Origin of the sequence: Micromonospora nigra, from assembly GCF_900091585.1 — a bacterium.
Lineage (GTDB): Bacteria > Actinomycetota > Actinomycetes > Mycobacteriales > Micromonosporaceae > Micromonospora > Micromonospora nigra.
In genome coordinates this window covers 2217628-2233748 of sequence record NZ_FMHT01000003.1, presented here as the reverse complement: position 1 = coordinate 2233748, position 16121 = coordinate 2217628, and the positions used below count along the sequence as shown (strand labels likewise).

The 16121-nt window shown below is 75.5% G+C and carries 13 protein-coding genes; 7 read left to right on the top strand and 6 right to left on the bottom strand.

The annotated features are described in order from the left end of the window. The first annotated feature begins 94 nt into the window (after positions 1-94). A complete protein-coding gene (locus GA0070616_RS09480) occupies positions 95-841 on the top strand; it encodes an SDR family NAD(P)-dependent oxidoreductase (protein WP_091079564.1) in 747 nt (248 codons plus the stop codon). Between the two features lie 149 nt (positions 842-990). Here GA0070616_RS09480 and GA0070616_RS09475 read toward each other — a convergent pair whose 3' ends face one another. Then, a complete protein-coding gene (locus tag GA0070616_RS09475; RefSeq protein ID WP_091079561.1) occupies positions 991-1794 on the bottom strand; it encodes a hypothetical protein in 804 nt (267 codons plus the stop codon). 246 nt (positions 1795-2040) lie between these two features. On the opposite strand from GA0070616_RS09475, the gene GA0070616_RS09470 reads away from it, so the two are divergent. Together GA0070616_RS09470 and GA0070616_RS09465 are read left to right on the top strand one after the other, a co-directional pair. Beyond that, positions 2041-4215, top strand: a complete 2175-nt coding sequence (locus GA0070616_RS09470) for a RecQ family ATP-dependent DNA helicase (protein WP_091079559.1) — start codon at positions 2041-2043, stop codon at positions 4213-4215. Positions 4216-4405: 190 nt separating this feature from the next. Further along, positions 4406-5452, top strand: a complete 1047-nt coding sequence (locus tag GA0070616_RS09465) for a hypothetical protein (RefSeq protein ID WP_245712710.1) — start codon at positions 4406-4408, stop codon at positions 5450-5452. A gap of 128 nt (positions 5453-5580) precedes the next feature. Here the strand turns inward: GA0070616_RS09465 and GA0070616_RS09460 are convergent, their stop codons facing one another. The 3 genes from GA0070616_RS09460 to GA0070616_RS09450 all read right to left on the bottom strand — a co-directional run bounded on the left by GA0070616_RS09460 (position 5581) and on the right by GA0070616_RS09450 (position 9099). Beyond that, positions 5581-5997 (bottom strand): helix-turn-helix domain-containing protein, encoded by a 417-nt coding sequence (locus GA0070616_RS09460; RefSeq protein ID WP_091079555.1) that lies wholly within the window; start codon positions 5995-5997, stop codon positions 5581-5583. Between the two features lie 113 nt (positions 5998-6110). Further along, entirely contained in the window at positions 6111-7259 is a 1149-nt protein-coding gene (locus GA0070616_RS09455; protein ID WP_091079551.1) for a class I SAM-dependent methyltransferase, read from the bottom strand. 130 nt (positions 7260-7389) lie between these two features. Beyond that, positions 7390-9099: a DEAD/DEAH box helicase gene (locus GA0070616_RS09450; RefSeq protein ID WP_175440020.1), complete on the bottom strand. Its 1710-nt coding sequence runs from the start codon at positions 9097-9099 to the stop codon at positions 7390-7392. Between the two features lie 392 nt (positions 9100-9491). On the opposite strand from GA0070616_RS09450, the gene GA0070616_RS09445 reads away from it, so the two are divergent. After that, the gene (locus GA0070616_RS09445; protein ID WP_091079548.1) at positions 9492-10139 is read left to right on the top strand and encodes a ferritin-like fold-containing protein; all 648 of its coding nucleotides are present in this window, start codon (positions 9492-9494) and stop codon (positions 10137-10139) included. Between the two features lie 3 nt (positions 10140-10142). On the opposite strand, the gene GA0070616_RS09440 is transcribed toward GA0070616_RS09445, so the two are convergent. Next, positions 10143-10370: a DUF3107 domain-containing protein gene (locus GA0070616_RS09440; protein WP_091079545.1), complete on the bottom strand. Its 228-nt coding sequence runs from the start codon at positions 10368-10370 to the stop codon at positions 10143-10145. Between the two features lie 65 nt (positions 10371-10435). Then, on the bottom strand, positions 10436-11074 hold the full coding sequence (locus GA0070616_RS09435; RefSeq protein ID WP_091079541.1) for a TetR/AcrR family transcriptional regulator: 639 nt from the start codon (positions 11072-11074) through the stop codon (positions 10436-10438). Positions 11075-12957: 1883 nt separating this feature from the next. Between GA0070616_RS09435 and GA0070616_RS29430 the strand changes: the two genes are divergently transcribed. The 3 genes from GA0070616_RS29430 to GA0070616_RS09420 are packed head-to-tail and all read left to right on the top strand — an operon-like array spanning position 12958 to position 16117. After that, positions 12958-14157: a hypothetical protein gene (locus tag GA0070616_RS29430; protein WP_425412932.1), complete on the top strand. Its 1200-nt coding sequence runs from the start codon at positions 12958-12960 to the stop codon at positions 14155-14157. Between the two features lie 23 nt (positions 14158-14180). Continuing rightward, complete coding sequence (locus GA0070616_RS09425) at positions 14181-15164, top strand: alpha/beta fold hydrolase (protein ID WP_091079539.1); 984 nt, start codon at positions 14181-14183, stop codon at positions 15162-15164. 5 nt (positions 15165-15169) lie between these two features. Continuing rightward, positions 15170-16117, top strand: a complete 948-nt coding sequence (locus GA0070616_RS09420; protein ID WP_091079536.1) for a DUF3152 domain-containing protein — start codon at positions 15170-15172, stop codon at positions 16115-16117. The last annotated feature ends 4 nt before the right edge of the window (positions 16118-16121 follow it).

Genomic DNA, 16121 nt, shown 5'->3' with positions numbered 1-16121 from the left:
GCCCTGTTGATCATGAAGTTATTGCCGCGACAAGGCACCATCGACCGCGATAACTTCATGATCGACGGGTCATCCACACGGGGAGGGCGGACTCATGCGACGCCGGGTGGCGGTGGTCAGCGGAGGCGGGACGGGAATCGGGGCGGCCATCGCGGGAGCGTTGGTCGGCGACGGGTACGACGTGCTGATCGTCGGCCGCCGGTCGGAGGTGCTGGAGGCAACGGCCCAGCGGTCCGGGGTGGAGTGGGGGCGGTCGGGCGCGGTGCGTCCGGTGACCGCCGACCTGACCGACCCCGAGCAGGTCGGCCGAGTCGTCGACGCGCTCGCGGGTCGGAAGGTGGACGTGCTGGTCAACAACGCCGGGGGGCGTCGGGGCGGCGGAACCGGGACGTTGGCGGACGTCGCGGCGTACTGGCGGGCCAACCTCGACGCGAACCTGCTCACCGCCGTCCTGCTCACCGAGGCGCTGCTACCGCACCTGTGTCGCCCCGGCGGTCGGGTGATCCTGGTCAGCTCCGTCGCCGCCCAGCGCGGCGGCGGCGGGGCGTACTCGGCGGCCAAGGCGGCGCTGCACGGCTGGGCGTACGACCTGGCCGTCGAGCTGGGGCCCGACGAGGTGACCGTGAACGTGGTCAGTCCCGGGTACGTCGCCGACACGGAGTTCTCCGGCGAACGGACGACGCCCGAGGAGCGCGCCCGGCAGGTGGCCGGGACGCTCCTCGGGCGTGTCGGCACGCCCGAGGACGTCGCCGCGGCGGTGCGCTATCTCGCCAGCCCGGCAGCGGCCTACGTCACCGGTCAGGTGCTCGGCGTCAACGGGGGGTCCGTGTTCGGGCGTTGACCGCGACACCGGGGCCACGGGGCTGACGGCCGCCGTGCCGGGCCACGGGGGCGACGGCCGCCGTGCCGGGCCACGGGGGCGACGGCCGCCGGCCGGGCGCGGGGGCGGGTGACCTCCGCTGCGGGGCGACGGCGGCCGGTCGGATCGCCTCAGTCGTTGAGCAGCTCGTACGCCGAGGCGGGAGCCTTCGTCGCGTCCGTGTCGGTGAACGCCGTCACCGGGGGCGTGGTGCCGTAGTCGAAGTACCGCACGGCGTACTCGGTGGCCTTCCGCTTGCCGGCCGCCGGAATCTCCAGGACGAGCGAGGTGAGGTTGCCCTCCGCGTCCACCTGGGCGGTGAGGGGGACCTGCCGGGCGGCGTCGGCCAGCTCGACCACGTCGACGTCCTCCAGCACCTCCGCCACTGCCGGGTCGGCGGTCAGGTCGACCACTCCGGTGTAGGTGCCTTCCTGCTCCTGGATGTCACTGGCCGCCCGGATGATCGTCCGGGTGTTGCCCGGGTCGGTGCCGTCGTAGGTGGGTGCGCCGGCCGGATCGTCGAGCTTGGCGAGGTCCAGCTCCATCCACTCCTTCGGCAGCTTCATCAGGTCGTGCAGTTCCTCCGCGCCCTTGAAGTCGACCTTCATCCAGGTACGCGACTCCAGCACCCGGAACGACATGGTGAGGGTGAAGTCCTTCTCCTTGACCACCGTGTCGATGTCGAGGCCCCGGTTGAGGGGGTCGACGACACCGGAGACGTCGCCGGTGTTGTCGGCGCTGGTGAACCTGAAGGCCGGGTCCTCCTCGTCCGGCACCGCGGCCAGCAGGTCGGCCTTCGGGTCCGGCGACGGCGAAGGCGTCGGGGCGGCCCCGCCGGAGTCGTCGGAGCCGGTGCAGCCGCCCGCCAGGACGACGGCCAGGACGGCGACGGCGGCGGTGCCGACCCGACGGGTCGTGCCGGTACGCAGTGTCATCGGTCTCTCTTCCTCGCGTACGTGGGTGGGCCGCCCCGGCGCGGCGACCGCCGCGGCGGACCGTTGGCCGCCGGGACGGACCGTTGGGCGGACCGTTGGCCGCCGCCGGCGGTTGCCCGCCGGACCGTTGGCCGCCGCCGGTGGTCGCCGGCCGGACCGCCGTCCGCTGCCGGCCGGGGCGGGGTCCGCGACGGGCCCGGGAACGCCGATCCTATGCCAGCGCTGCGCCGCTGGTAGAAATGCCGGATGAGCCAGGACAGGGCGGCGGTACGCGAGCGGGCCGAGGCGGTGCTGCGGCGGCTGGCCGGGGAGCACGCCCGGCTCCGCGAGGACCAGTGGCGGGCGATCGAGGCGTTGGTGGTGGACCGGCGGCGGGTGCTCTGCGTGCAGCGCACCGGCTGGGGAAAGTCCGCGGTCTACTTCGTGGCCACCGCCCTGCTGCGCGGTCACGGTCCGGCCGCGCCGAGTGCCGCCGGGCCGACCGCCGGCCCGGCACCGACGCCGCCGGACACCGGGCCCACCGTGATCGTGTCGCCGCTGCTGGCGCTGATGCGCAACCAGGTGGAGGCCGCGGCACGGGCCGGTATCCGGGCCCGCACCATCAACTCCGCCAACCTGGCGGAGTGGGACGAGATCACCGCCGAGATCCACGCCGGTGCCGTGGACGTGCTGCTGATCAGCCCGGAACGGCTCAACAACCCCGACTTCCGCGACAGCGTGCTGCCGAGGCTCGCCGCCACCACCGGCCTGCTGGTGGTGGACGAGGCGCACTGCGTCTCCGACTGGGGGCACGACTTCCGCCCCGACTACCGCCGACTGCGGACCTTCCTCGGCAACCTGCCCGACCGGACTCCGGTGCTGGCCACCACCGCCACCGCCAACGCCCGGGTGACCGGGGACGTCGCCGAGCAACTGGGTGACGCGCTGGTGCTGCGGGGAACGCTCGACCGGGAGTCGCTGCGGCTGGGCGTGGTCGACCTGCCCGGCCCGGCGCACCGGTTGGCCTGGCTCGCCGACCACCTGGACGGGCTGCCCGGCTCGGGCATCGTCTACACGCTCACGGTGGCGGCGGCGACGGAGACCGCCGAGTTCCTGCGTACCCGGGGCTGGTCGGTGGCCGCCTACACCGGGCAGGCCGAGGACGCCGACCGGCGGGCCGCCGAGCAGGACCTGCTCGACAACAAGATCAAGGCGTTGGTGGCGACCAGCGCGCTCGGCATGGGCTTCGACAAGCCCGACCTCGGTTTCGTGGTACACCTCGGCGCGCCGCCGTCACCCATCGCGTACTACCAGCAGGTCGGTCGCGCCGGCCGGGCCGTGGCACACGCCGAGGTGCTGCTGCTGCCCGGCCCGGAGGACCAGGCCATCTGGCGGTACTTCGCCTCGCTGGCCTTTCCACCCGAGGAGCAAGTCCGCGCGGTGCTGGCGGCGCTGCCCACCGACCGGCCCATGTCCACCCAGGCCCTGGAACCCCTCGTCGACCTGCGCCGGGCCCGGCTGGAGCTGATGCTCAAGGTGCTCGACGTCGACGGCGCGGTTCGCCGGGTGCGCGGCGGCTGGCTCGCCACCGGGCAGCCGTGGATCTACGACGAGGCCCGGTTGCGCCGCGTCGCCGCCGCCCGCGCCGCCGAGCAGCAGGCCATGACGCAGTACGCGACCACGCCCGGCTGCCGGATGCGTTACCTGCGGGAATGCCTCGACGACACCGGGGCGGCCGACTGCGGTCGGTGCGACCGGTGCGCCACCCCGTTGTTCGGCGCGGACGTGTCCGACGCGGCTCTGACCGCCGCGCAGACCTTCCTCGGCCGCCCCGGCGTGCAGATCGCGCCCAAGAAGCTCTGGCCGACCGGGCTCGACGCGGTGGGCGTACCCCTCAAGGGGCGGATCGCCCCGGCGGAGCAGGCGCTGCCCGGTCGGGCCGTCGGCCGGCTGTCCGACCTGGGCTGGGGTGGGCGGCTGCGCGGCCTGGTCGGGCCGGACACGCCCGACGGCCCCGTTCCCGACGACGTGGTCGCGGCCGTGGTGGAGGTGCTGAAGGCGTGGGCGCACGGCGACGATCCGTGGCCGCGCCGCCCGGCGGGCGTCGTCGCGGTCGGCTCCCGCACCCACCCGTTGCTGGTCGGCTCGCTCGCCGAGCGGATCGCCGCCGTCGGCCGGCTACCGCTGCTCGGCCAGGTGCCGGCGACGGGATCGCCGGGGGTGGGCGGTCCGCGCGGCAACAGCGCCCAGCGGGTACGCGCCCTGCACGGCACCGTCGACGTGCCGGCGGCGCTCGCCGACGTCCTGGCCGGTCTCGACGGCCCCGTCCTGCTCGTCGACGACCTGGTCGAATCGGGCTGGACGATGACCATGGTGACCCGCGAACTGCGGCGTGCCGGCGCTCCCGCCGTCCTCCCCCTGGCCCTAGCCGTCGCCTCCTGACCGACGCCCGCCCCCACCTTCCGGGGGCGCGCGACGGTCCGGGTCGGGGGCCCGAGGCGGGCGCGCCCTGGGCGGTGGGCGGCGGCTCGCCTCCGACCGGCCGCCTGATCGCTCGGCCCGGCGCGGTCGGCGCGAGTGCGACGTGCCGGGGTCAGCGGGCGGTGGGACGGGGCGGCGGTACCGTGGTGGCATGGGTGAGCAGGGAGATCACGCGCCCGTGCTCGGTTCCGTGCTGACCGGCCGGCGGGACCCGGGCACGCCGACGGCGGGCGAAGCCCGGGTCGGGGAGAGCGGCGCGCAGCCCACCTCGGCCGCGCCCGATCCGGCGTCAGCCGTCCCCGACCGGGGCACACTGCGCCTGGCGTTGGTCGTCGGCGGGCTGGTCCTCGCCGTCCTGCTCGGCTTCGGCCTGGGGCGCGTGGACGGCACCGCCTCCCCGGCGACGGCCGGTGGCGACAGCGCCGTCACCGACCACTCCCACACCCCCGGCACCGGAGCGCACTCGCACGGCGTCGACCAGGGCGCGGCGACCGAGGCGGGCGGCCTGGCCGTCAGCCGCGACGGCTGGACGCTCCACCCGTCGGGCGTGGAGTTCACCGCCGGTCGGGCCGGCGAACTGCGCTTCCAGATCCGGGACGCGCAGCGCCGGCCGGCCACCCGGTTCGCCGTCGTGCACGACCGGCCGATGCACCTGATCGTGGTCCGCCGCGATCTCACCGGCTACCAGCACCTGCACCCGACCATGGCCGCCGACGGCACCTGGTCGGTGCCGCTGACCCTGCCACAGCCGGGCGTGTGGCGCGCGTACGCCGACTTCACGGCCGTGGCCGACGACGGCCGGCAGACCGCGACGACGCTCGGCGTGGATCTGGTGGTGCCGGGGGAGTACGCGCCCCGGCCGCTGCCCGCGGCGGCCACCGGGGCCACCGTCGACGGGTTCACGGTCGACTCCACGGGAACCCCGCAGCCCGGCCTGACCGCGCCGCTGACCTTCCGGGTCACCGGGCCCGGCGGTGCCCCGGCGGCGCTGGAACGCTACCTCGGCGCGTACGGGCACCTGGTGGCGCTGCGCGAGGGCGACCTCGGTTACCTGCACGTCCACCCCGAGCCGGAGGCCGCCGACGGGACGGTCACGTTCTGGGTCACCACCCCGACCCCCGGCCGGTACCGGCTCTACCTGGACTTCCAGGTCGGCGGCACGGTGCGCACGGCGGAGTTCACCGTCGACGTCCCCTGACAGCGGCCCGCCGTCGATGCCCGCCCACCCACCGAACCGGCGCCCGCTCGGCCGACGCCTGCTCGGCCGACGCCCGCCGGCCGGCGATTCCGACGAGCGGTGCGGTGGAGCCAGCCGGTGCGGTGGAGTCAGCCGGCCCGGCGGACAGGCCGGCGGGCCAGGTAGCGCAGCAGGTCCCGGATGTGGTGCTTCTCCTCGGCCGGCACGGCCGGGTCGGCCAGCCGCTGCATGATGATCCGCACGTCCGCCTCGACGGGGCCCTCGTCGCCGCGCCGGTGGCGGGCCGGACTGGCGTCGGGCAGGCCGAGAGCCCGGAACGCGGCGGCCACCGGAAGGTTCAGGGCAGCGCAGAAGCCGCGCACCTTCGCCAGTTCGGGGTAGTCCTGCCAGTCGCCGGCCAGCCACCGGAAGACGGTGGACCGCCCGACGCCGGTGTGCGACGCCAGGTCGGTGACCGTCCAGCCGCGTTCCTCGCGGGCGTCGTCGATGGCCCGTCGCACGAACCGGGCGAACGCCATCTGCGGCGATACGTCTGCCGAACCCATCCGCGGGGTCTTCCCTCCCGACCGGCACCCTTCGGTGCGCCATTCGAGGGTAGTACGGGAACGGACCGACACAGTTGACTGACCGGCCAGACAGTCCCGAGGGGCGGGACCGGTCAGGTCGGCTGCGCCAGCAGGGTCTCCAGTCGCGGCGTCAGCCGCCACTGGTCGACGAGTTCGCGGTACTCGTCGCGCTGGTCGCCGGTCGGGGCGGTGTCGGCGCGGCGGGCCCGGATCAGCAGGTTGCGCGGGGTGTGCCGGGAGTCGACGAACTCGACCACCTCGGCGCGGTAGCCGTGCTGCCGGAGCAACCCCGCGCGCAGCGAATCGGTGAGGACGTCCGCGAAGCGCTCCCGCAGGATGCCCTGCCTGGTGAGCAGCTCGTACGGCCCCGGCGCGGGTCGGTTCCGCAGCTGCTTGGCGACGTCGTGGTGGCAGCAGGGCGCGGCGAGCACCCAGCGGGCCCGCCAGCGCACCGCCCGGGCCAGCGCCTCGTCGGTGGCGGTGTCACAGGCGTGCAGCGCCAGCACCAGGTCGGGAGCGGGCTCGACGACGGCGTCGGCGATGGTGCCGGCCACGAACCGGACCCGGTGCGCCCAGCCCAGCCGCTCCGCCAGCTCGGTGTTGCGGCGGCGTTGGTCCTCGCGGACGTCAACTCCGACGAGGTCGACGTCGAGGCCCCGCCCGGTCAGGTACCGGTACGCGGCGAAGGTCAGGTACGCGTTGCCGCACCCCAGGTCGACGACCCGCAGGGGGCCGGTCAGGTCGTCTGGCAGGGTGGCCGCCAGCGCGCGGAGGAAGGCGTCGACCTGGCGGCGTTTCGCCGCCGTGCCGCCGATCTCGGCGAAGATCGGGTCGCCCGGGTCCAGCAGGTACTCCTTGGCGCGGTCGTGCCCGGTGGGCGCGTCGGCAGGTCGCGTGGCGGCGGCCCGGTGCACCTGCGCCTCGCCCGACTTGGTGACCCGCAGTTGCAGCGTGGCGTCGGCCGTCTCGACGTGCCAGTTGCCGAAGGGCTCCGCCAGCAGGACGTCGACCGCGGCGTCCGCCTCCGCGCCCGGTGCGACGTTGCGGGTGTGCGGTCGGGACCCGTCGGAGGTGGAGATCTGTAGCCGGCGCCCCGCCTTCAGGCTGACCGGGCGCAGCTCGGCCCGGACCACCGAGGGGCGCTGACCGCGCCGCCGGCCGGCCGCCACGGCCCTGGTCAGGGTGGGGGCGAGCAGCAGCGTGCGGACCTCGGCCAGGGCGGCGTCCAGGGGTTCGGGCATCTCGTCATCTTCCTGCTCGGGCGGGCTGCGGCGGGGGACCGACCTGCGGCGGCGGGTGTGGGGTCGCCTCGGGACAGGCGACGTCCCCCGCACCGGCTCAGCGGTACGGGGGACGTCGACGTTCGTGCGGTCAGTCCGCGGCGGTCGCCTCGGCCGGCGTACCGGCGGCGGATCCGCTCCGGCGGCGTCGGCGGCGACGTGGCCTGGCCGGCTCGCCCTCGGCGCCCGGGGCCTCCGCCGCGCCCGTGGCGGGTGTGCCGTCGGTGGCCACCACGGCGGTCGGCTCACCCGCGACCGTCTCGCCGGCCCGGCGGCGCCGGCGGCGACGCGGGCTGCGGGTGCCCTCCTCGGCGGGACCGTCGGTCGCCGCCTCGACGGCGTCGGGCCCGGCTGAGGAGCCGGCACCACCGCGATCCCGGCCCTCGCCGCGATCCCGGCTCTCGCCCCGGCGGGAGCCCCGGCCCTCGCCGCGACCCCGGCCCTCGCCCCGGCGGGAGCCCCGGCCCTCGCCGCGCCGCGACGGGCCACCCAGGTCCTCCTCGACCTCGGCGGACAGCCCGGCTCGGGTGCGCTCGGCGGTCGGCAGGGTGCCGCTGACCTCGGTGGAGATGTCCAGGTCGGTGTAGAGGTGCGGGGACGTGTGGTACGTCTCCGGCGGCTCCGGCATCTCCAACCCGAGGGTCTTGTCGATGATCCGCCAGCGGGGCATGTCGTCCCAGTCGACGAAGGTCACCGCGACACCCGTGGCCCCGGCGCGGCCGGTCCGGCCGATCCGGTGGGTGTAGGTGTCCTGGTCCTCCGGGCAGTCGTAGTTGATGACGTGGGTGACACCCGAGACGTCCAGCCCACGCGCCGCCACGTCGGTGGCGACCAGGATGTCGATCTTGCCGGCCCGGAACGCCCGCAGCGCCCGCTCCCGCGCGCCCTGCCCGAGGTCGCCGTGCACGGCGGCCACCGCGAATCCCCGGAAGTCCAGGTCCTCGGCGACGCGGTCGGCGGCCCGCTTGGTACGGGTGAAGATCATGGTCAGCCCGCGTCCCCCGGCCTGGAGGATCCGCGCCACGATCTCGACCTTGTTCATCGAGTGGGTGCGGTAGACCAGCTGCTGGGTCTGCGGCGAGGGGCCGGTCTCGGCGGTGTGCCCGGCGTGGATCGTCACCGGCCGGCGCAGGAAGCGCCGGGACAGCGCGACGATCGGGTCGGGCATCGTGGCCGAGAAGAGCATGGTCTGCCGGTCCTCCGGCAGCATCGCGAGGATCTTCTCGACGTCGTCGAGGAAGCCCAGGTCGAGCATCCGGTCGGCCTCGTCCAGGACCAGGGCGTGCACCCGGTCCAGGCGCAGGTGCTTCTGCTTGGCCAGGTCGAGCAGGCGGCCGGGGGTGCCGACGAGAATTTCGACGCCCTTGCGGAGCGTGTCGATCTGCGGCTCGTACGCCACGCCACCGTAGATCGGCAGTACGCGTACGCCCCGGGTGCGACCTGCCGCCGCGAGGTCCTTCGCGACCTGGATGCCCAGCTCGCGGGTGGGTACGACGACCAGTGCCTGGGGCACGCCGTCGCTGCCCTCGTCGGGTGCGAACACCCGCTCCAGCAGCGGCACGCCGAAGCCGAGGGTCTTGCCGGTGCCCGTCGGGGCCTGGCCGATCAGGTCGGTGCCGCGCAGCGCGATCGGCAGCGCGTACTCCTGGATGGCGAAGGCGCGGGTGATGCCGGCGGCGGCCAGCGCCTCGACGGTCTCCGCCCGCGCGCCCAGCTCGGCGAACGTCGGCGCCTCCGGTCGCACCGGGGCGGTGGGGGCCAGTTCCTGGCCGGTTGTGAGGTCTTCTGTCAGCTCACTCATATGGATTTGGGGGTGCCCTCTCGTGGGTGCGCCCCGTCATGTCCTCAGGGCGCTCTCGGTTTGGCGCGGGCCACACGGTCGGCGGCGAAGAGCCGGGCGGACCGGGCCGCACGCGCGCCGCGTGGACCGGACGTCGACCGGGTGGAATGCCACTGCCGGTTGGGATGCCACTCCGGGTGATGGTCGTCCGGGTGGAATGCCACTGCGGTGGAATGCCATTGCGGTCGGATCGGTGCCCACGGCAACTCGTCCATGCTACCTGAAGCCCTGCTCGGACGTCCTGATTCCGATAGCGGGCAGTGCGGGCGGGGGTATCTGTTGTGACCTGCATCACTTGCGGCTGACGGATGGCGGCGTCCCCGCCGGGGCGCGGCGGACGGTAACCTGCGCTCGTGCCCGCCCCCACCGACCACGCCGTCGTCGACCTGCTCGGGCTGGTGGCCCTGGGCGAGCTGCTCGCGTTCGAGCGGCTGGCCGCCGACGCCCGACTCGCCCCCGACCTGCACAGACGTGCGGCGCTGGGCGAGATGGCCGCCGCGGAGATCGCCAACTACCGACGTCTCGCCGACCGGCTCGCCGTCCTCGGCGTGCTGCCCGACGACGCGATGGCCCCTTACGTCGCGCCCCTGCAGGCCTACCACGACTCGACCGAGCCGAGAGACTGGGCCGAGGCCGTCACCAAGGCGTACGTGGGGGACGCCATCACCGACGACTTCCTTCGTGAGATCGCCGGGGCGCTCACCGGGCCCGACCGGCAGCTCATCCTGGATGTGCTGCACGAGTCGCGCTACGCGGACTTCGCCGCCGCCGAGATCCGGCTCGCCGTCGCCGCCGACCCGAAGGTGGCCGGGCGGCTCTCCATGTGGGCCCGGCGCCTGGTCGGCGAGGCGCTGTCCCAGGCGGGCCGGGTGGCGGCGGCCGACCGGGGGGCGCTCACCGCGCTGATCGCCCGTGACGAGCGGATGGACCCCCAGATGCTGTTCCGGCGGCTGACCGCCGCGCACACCACGCGGATGGCCGCCGCCGGACTCAACAACTGACCGTCAGCGAACGGTGAAACCCACCGCCCGCGGGGACGCCTCGGCGATCTCGACGTAGGCGACCTTGTTGACCGGCACGATGACCCGCCGGCCCTTCTCGTCGGTGAGGGACAGCGTGCCCTCGGCCTTGGCCATGGATTCGGTCACGATCTGCTCGATCTCGGCCGGCGTCTGGGCGCTCTCCAGCACCAGTTCGCGGGGCGCGTACTGCACGCCGATCTTGACCTCCACTGTGCCTCCTCGTTCGGGCGAAAGGACCGCCGATGGGAAGGCTATCCGATCTCGGGGCCGGATGTTCAGGCTGACTCACCCTGCAACGGGAAGCTGGCGATCCCTCGCCAGGACAGGGCGGCGACCAGCGCCTCCGCCTCGGCCTTCGGCACCTGCCGGCCGCCGGCCAGCCAGAACTGCGCGGCCGTCTCCGCCGCGCCCACCAGACCCGAGGCGAGCAGCTCGGCGTGCGACCTGCTCACGCCGGTGTCCGAGATGATCGTGTCGGTGATGGCCGCGATGCAGCCCTGCTCGACCCGTTCCACGCGCTGCCGCACCGCCGGGTCGTTGCGCAGGTCGGACTCGAAGACCAGCCGGAACGCCTCGCTCTCGTGGTCGACGAAGTCGAAGTAGGCCTGCACCGACGCGCCGACCCGCTCCTTGTTGTCGTTGGTGCTGCGCATGGCGTCGTGCACCTTCGCGACGATCGCGTCACAGTGCGTGTCGAGCAGGGCGAGGTAGAGGTCCATCTTGCCGGGGAAGTGCTGGTAGAGCACCGGCTTCGACACCCCTGCCCGCTCGGCGATGTCGTCCATCGCCGCAGCGTGGTAGCCCTGCGCGACGAACACCTCCTGAGCCGCCGCGAGAAGCTGCTTGCGGCGCGCGGATCGGGGCAGGCGGGTGGGCCGGCCGGCGGTCTGGGCACCGTTCCCCACAGCGGTCATGGGAACCTCCGAGTTTCTTCGTACGAGCCGGCATTCACCTCGAACCGGTCAGGGCCCCTCGGCCCCTCGCGGAATTGGCCCGCTGCTGTAACTTATCGCCACTGTCGCCACACGGTAGCCTCAGCGGGGGCGACCAAGGAGCGCGCGGTGAGTGAAACAGGGCAACCCGGTGCCGCCACCCCGGGAGAGCACGGCGAAGGGACGGGTCAGCAGGACGACCTGACCCGCGCCGGCGACGGATGGGCGCCCCCCACGGCCGGTTGGTCCTGGTCCGGCGGGGACACCCGGGATCCCGCGTCGTGGGCCCCCGAGGAGATCGGCTGGGCCGCCTCCTCCTCCCGGCACGGCGACCTGCCCGCGTCCTCACCCGGCCCGATCGGGGACACCAGCGGGGCCGGCCGGGTCAACGGGCGCCGGGTCAACGGCGTGTCCTCCGACCCCGCCGGCGGGTGGCGCTCCCCGGTCAGCGTCCCGCCCGGCGGGCACCCGGACCCGCACGGCGACGAACGGCTCGCGGTGCCGCTGCAACGCCCGGCCCCGGCCGCCGAGCGCTCCGCCGCCCCGACCGACGCGGGCCCACCCGACAGGCCGTCCCGGTTGGACGACCACCCGGGCTTCCGCCGCTGGTCGCCCGCCGGCCCGCCGACGTCCGCGCCGCCCGCCGGCCAGGTTCCGCCGGTCGGCACCGCCGCGTCCGGCTTCGAGATGCCACCCGGGTTGCACGCCCCCGACCGGCCCGCGGTGGCCGCGAGCGCCGATGCTCCGGGCGACGACACCTTCCCGTCCGAGCCGAACCCCGCCGACCGTGCGCCGGCCGCACCGGAACCCGGCCGGGGTCGGTCGGGCGGCGGTGCGCCGGCCGAACCCGACTGGTCGGGCCCGAGCTGGAACCGGCCGAGTTGGGGCGGTGGCTGGGCCCCGTCGTGGAACCGGGAGGACGAGGGGGAGCCGGTCGCTCACCGGTCCCGTGCTGCCCGGATGTCGGCCCGGGAGGGCGAGTCACACCGGTCGTACGAGCCGGTGCGTGCCGAGCCCACCCGACCGTACGAGCCGGTGCGGGCAGAACCGGCCCGCCCCTACGAGCTGCCCCGACCTAACGAGGCGGGCGACCCGCCGACCTCGGCCCCGCCCGTCCAACCCGCCTGGGCCGGGCCGGAGCGGCCGGTCGACGCCACGCGCCCGTCCTGGGCCGACCCGACCCCCGTACCGGAGGCGGCCCCCGCCCCGACCGGCCGACCCCGCTGGGCCGACGGCCGACCAGTTCCGGCCGACGGCCCACCTGTCCCGGCCGGCGCCCCACCCGCTCCGGCCGGCACCCCACCGGTGGCGGAGTCCCGGCCGCGCAGCGCGCCACCCGTCGACCGGTCCTCCCAGCCCGCAGGCGGGCCGACCAGCGCGCCACCGGCGGCCGGCCCCGGTTCCACGGCCGATCGACCGCCCTGGGCCACCGGCCGCCTGACCGCCGTGCCCCCCGTCGCGGAGCCTGCCTCGCCCGCCGCCCAGCGGGCGTGGTCCCTCGGCGGTCCCGCGCCGACGGGTCGCCCGGTCAGCGTGCCGCCGGCCGCGTCCGACCAGTCGACCGGCGTCCCGCCCTGTCCGGCCGGCGTCGCGCCCGAGGACCGGCCCGCCTGGGCCCGCCCGACCAGCGCTCCGCCGGCCTCGCGGGACATGCCTCCCGCCGGGACGGCGGAGGCCGACGCGGCCCCCCGAGGGCCACCCGGCCGTTCCGGCTCCGGCCGGTCGTCGACGAGACGGCGACCGGCCCATCGGCCGCCGGGCCCGCCACGAGCGGCGCCGGCCGACACGACCGCACCCCGTCCGCGCCCGCACCGACGAGCGCACCCCCCTACGCGGCCCGCCGCTCCGCCCCCGACCCGGTGCCGGTGGCACCGGCCGACGACCGGTCCCCGGACCAGACGTCGCCGGTGCTGCCGCAACGTGTCCCCGCCGAGCCGGACGTGCCCGTCGTGCCGGAGCCGCCAGCCGTGGAGCCACCTGCCGAAACCCCGGAACTCGCCCGCATCGCCACCCACCTGCGCCGCGACGACGAGCCCGCTCCACTGCGCGAGCGGCCCGAGGGCTTCGACGTCGACGCGATCCTCGACGCCGTGCGGGGGGTGGGCGGCGTCCGCGACGCCAAGCTGCGCCGTACCCCCGCGGGCGCGCACAGCCTCCGGCTGGACCTCTCGGACGGGGCCGACCCGGCCGAGGTGAGCCGGCAGGTGGCGCGGTTGCTCCAGGAGCGGATGGGCCTGGCCGCGGCCCCGCAGAACCTGCCGGGAGCACCCCCGCCGCCACCCGTGCCGACCGCCCGCCGCCGTGCCGCCGAGTCCCGTGCCGCGGAGTCCCGTGCCACGGGTTCGCCCGCCGCCGCGTCCGGCGCGGAAGCCGGGCCGACGGCTGAGGCCCTCGCCGAGGCCCGGGTGCCGGGACGGTTGGCGGTGCCCGGCCGCCCGGACGCTCCGCAGGTACGCGCCGAGGCAGCCACCGAGGCTCTCCGCCGTCGCCGGCCGTCCACCACGCCACACCGTGGTCGGGCCACCGTGGAGGACCCGGCGACGTCGGTGGTGGGCGCGGCGACCGGGAGCCCCGCCACGCTCGGTTCCTCGTACTCGGGTGGTCAGATGACCAGCACGGAGACGGCCCCGTCCCGGCCGCTGGACACCGGCGGCAATCCGGGCCCCCGCGTGGTGATCGACCACGTCCAGGTCAGCACCTTCGGGCTGGACGCGACGGTGGAGGTCCGCCTGGTCGCCGGCGAGCAGAACGCCGCCGGCTACGCGACCGGGCCGGCGGTCGACGGGTACGTGCTGCGGCTGTGCGCCGTGGCCGCCGCCGCGGCCGTCGACGAACTGCTGGGCGGGGCGGCCACGTCCACCGACCGGGGCCGGTGTTTCGTGGAGCACACGGCGGTGGTGCCGTTCGGCAACTGCGAGGTGGCCACTGTGGTCGTGCTGCTGGTCTGCGACGGCTGGGTGGAGCAGCTCGCCGGTTCGGCGCTGGTGGCCGGCGATCCCCGGCAGGCGGTGGTGCGGGCCACCCTGGCCGCGGTGAACCGGCGGCTGGAGGCCCTGCTGGCCTGAGCGTGTCCGGGCAGACTGGAATGATGAAGCGCGCCATCCTCGGCCCCGACCACCTGTTGCCCGCGCCCTCGGTCCCACCGCCCTGGCCCGGCCGGGAGGTGCACCTCGACGGTTCCGTGACCTACGTGCGGGACACTCCGGCCACCGGGCCCGACGCCGAGCCGGCCCTCTACGTGCACGGTCTCGGCGGCTCCTCGCAGAACTGGACCGACCTCGCCGGCCTGCTCGCCGAGCGGCTCGACGGGCAGGCGATCGACCTGCCGGGCTTCGGACGCAGCGAGCCCGGTCAGCGCTACACGATCCCGTCCTTCGCCCAGCGGGTGGTGCGCTGGATCGAGCACTCCGACCGGGGGCCGGTGCACCTGTTCGGCAACTCCCTCGGTGGCTCGGTGTCGGTGCACGTGGCGGCGTTGCGGCCGGATCTGGTGCGCACCCTGACCCTGGTGTCGCCGGCCCTGCCGTTCCTCGACTTCCGCCGGTCGTTGCAGGGGCGGATGCTGCCGCTGCTGGCGGTCCCCCGGGGGGAACGGCTGGCCGCCTGGCGGCTGGCCCAGCTCGCACCGGAGGTGATGGCACAGCAGGTGATGGAGTCGTGCGTCGCCGACCTGACCCGGATCAGTGACCAGCGCCGGCAGGAGGCGCTGGAGGAGATCCGGGTGCGGTACGAGGCGGAGCACTACGCCGCCGCGTACGTCCGCACGTTCCGGGGCCTGGTCGCCAGCTTCCTGCGGGCGTACCTGCCGGGGTCGGGTTCGCTGTGGCGGCTGGCGGCGGCGGTTCGGGCACCGACGCTGGTCGTCGGCGGTCGTCAGGACCGGCTGGTCGACGTGCGGGTGGCGCCGCAGACCGCGCGGGTGATCCCGGACAGCCGGTTGATGCTGCTGGACGGCGTCGGCCACGTGGCCCAGCTCGAGGTGCCCCGGCTGGTCGCCCGCGCGGTGCTGGGGCTCCTCGCCGAGACGGACGGGGTGGGTACCGCCCTGGAACGGCCCGACATGGCAGGATGAGCCGGATGTCCCGGTTCCGCCGCAGGTCGGCCTCCGTCCCGACGGGTCGCCGCCGCCCGCGGCGCGTCGACACCGGGCGGGTCGGCGGCTTGCGCAGCCGGCAGCTGTTCGGTCTGGTGCTCGCGGTCGGTGCGGTGGTGGTCGTGGTCGCCACCCGGCCTGTTCCGGACGCCGGGGGGTCGGCGGCCGGCGTGCGGGCCGCCGGGTCGTCTCCCGCCGCGCCCTCACCGGCCACCGGGACGCCGCCTTCCGTGGGGACGCCGCCGTCCGTGGGGACGGCCCAGCCGGGGGTCGCGGCACCGGCCGGTGCGGGGCCGGGCAGCGCCCCGCCACGGACCGAGCCGGTGTTGCAGCTGACCGGGCCGGTTCCCGACGCCGGGCGGGGCAGCTTCGGCTACGCCGATTGGGCGGGTCGAGTGCTGGGCGGGTCGGGGGCGGTGCAGCGCTACCGGGTGGCGGTGGAGCGGGGTGCGGGCGAGGATCCGGGGCAATTCGCCGCCGAGGTGGAGGCGGCCCTCGCGGGGCCGGGCAGCTGGGTGGACGGCGGGCGGCTGCGGCTGCGGCAGGTGGGCCGGGATGCCCGGCACGACTTCACGGTCTACCTGGCGACCGCTCGCACGGCGGGGCTGATGTGCGCGGCGGGCGGCGTGGACATCCGGGTCGGTGGCCGGCCGTACACGTCGTGCCGGGCACCCGGCAAGGTCATCGTCAATCTGGAGCGCTGGCGGCTGTCGGTGCCGCACTTCGTCCGGGCCGGGGTGCCGCTGTCGGTCTACCGGACGTACGTCGTCAACCACGAGGTCGGCCACCAGCTCGGCAACCGCCACGAACGCTGCCCGGGGCGGGGCCGGCCGGCGCCGGTGATGATGCAGCAGACGCTGTTCCTCAAGGGCTGCGTGGCCAATCCGTGGCCGTACCGGGACGGTCGCCGATACCAGGGTCCGCCACTCTGACTGG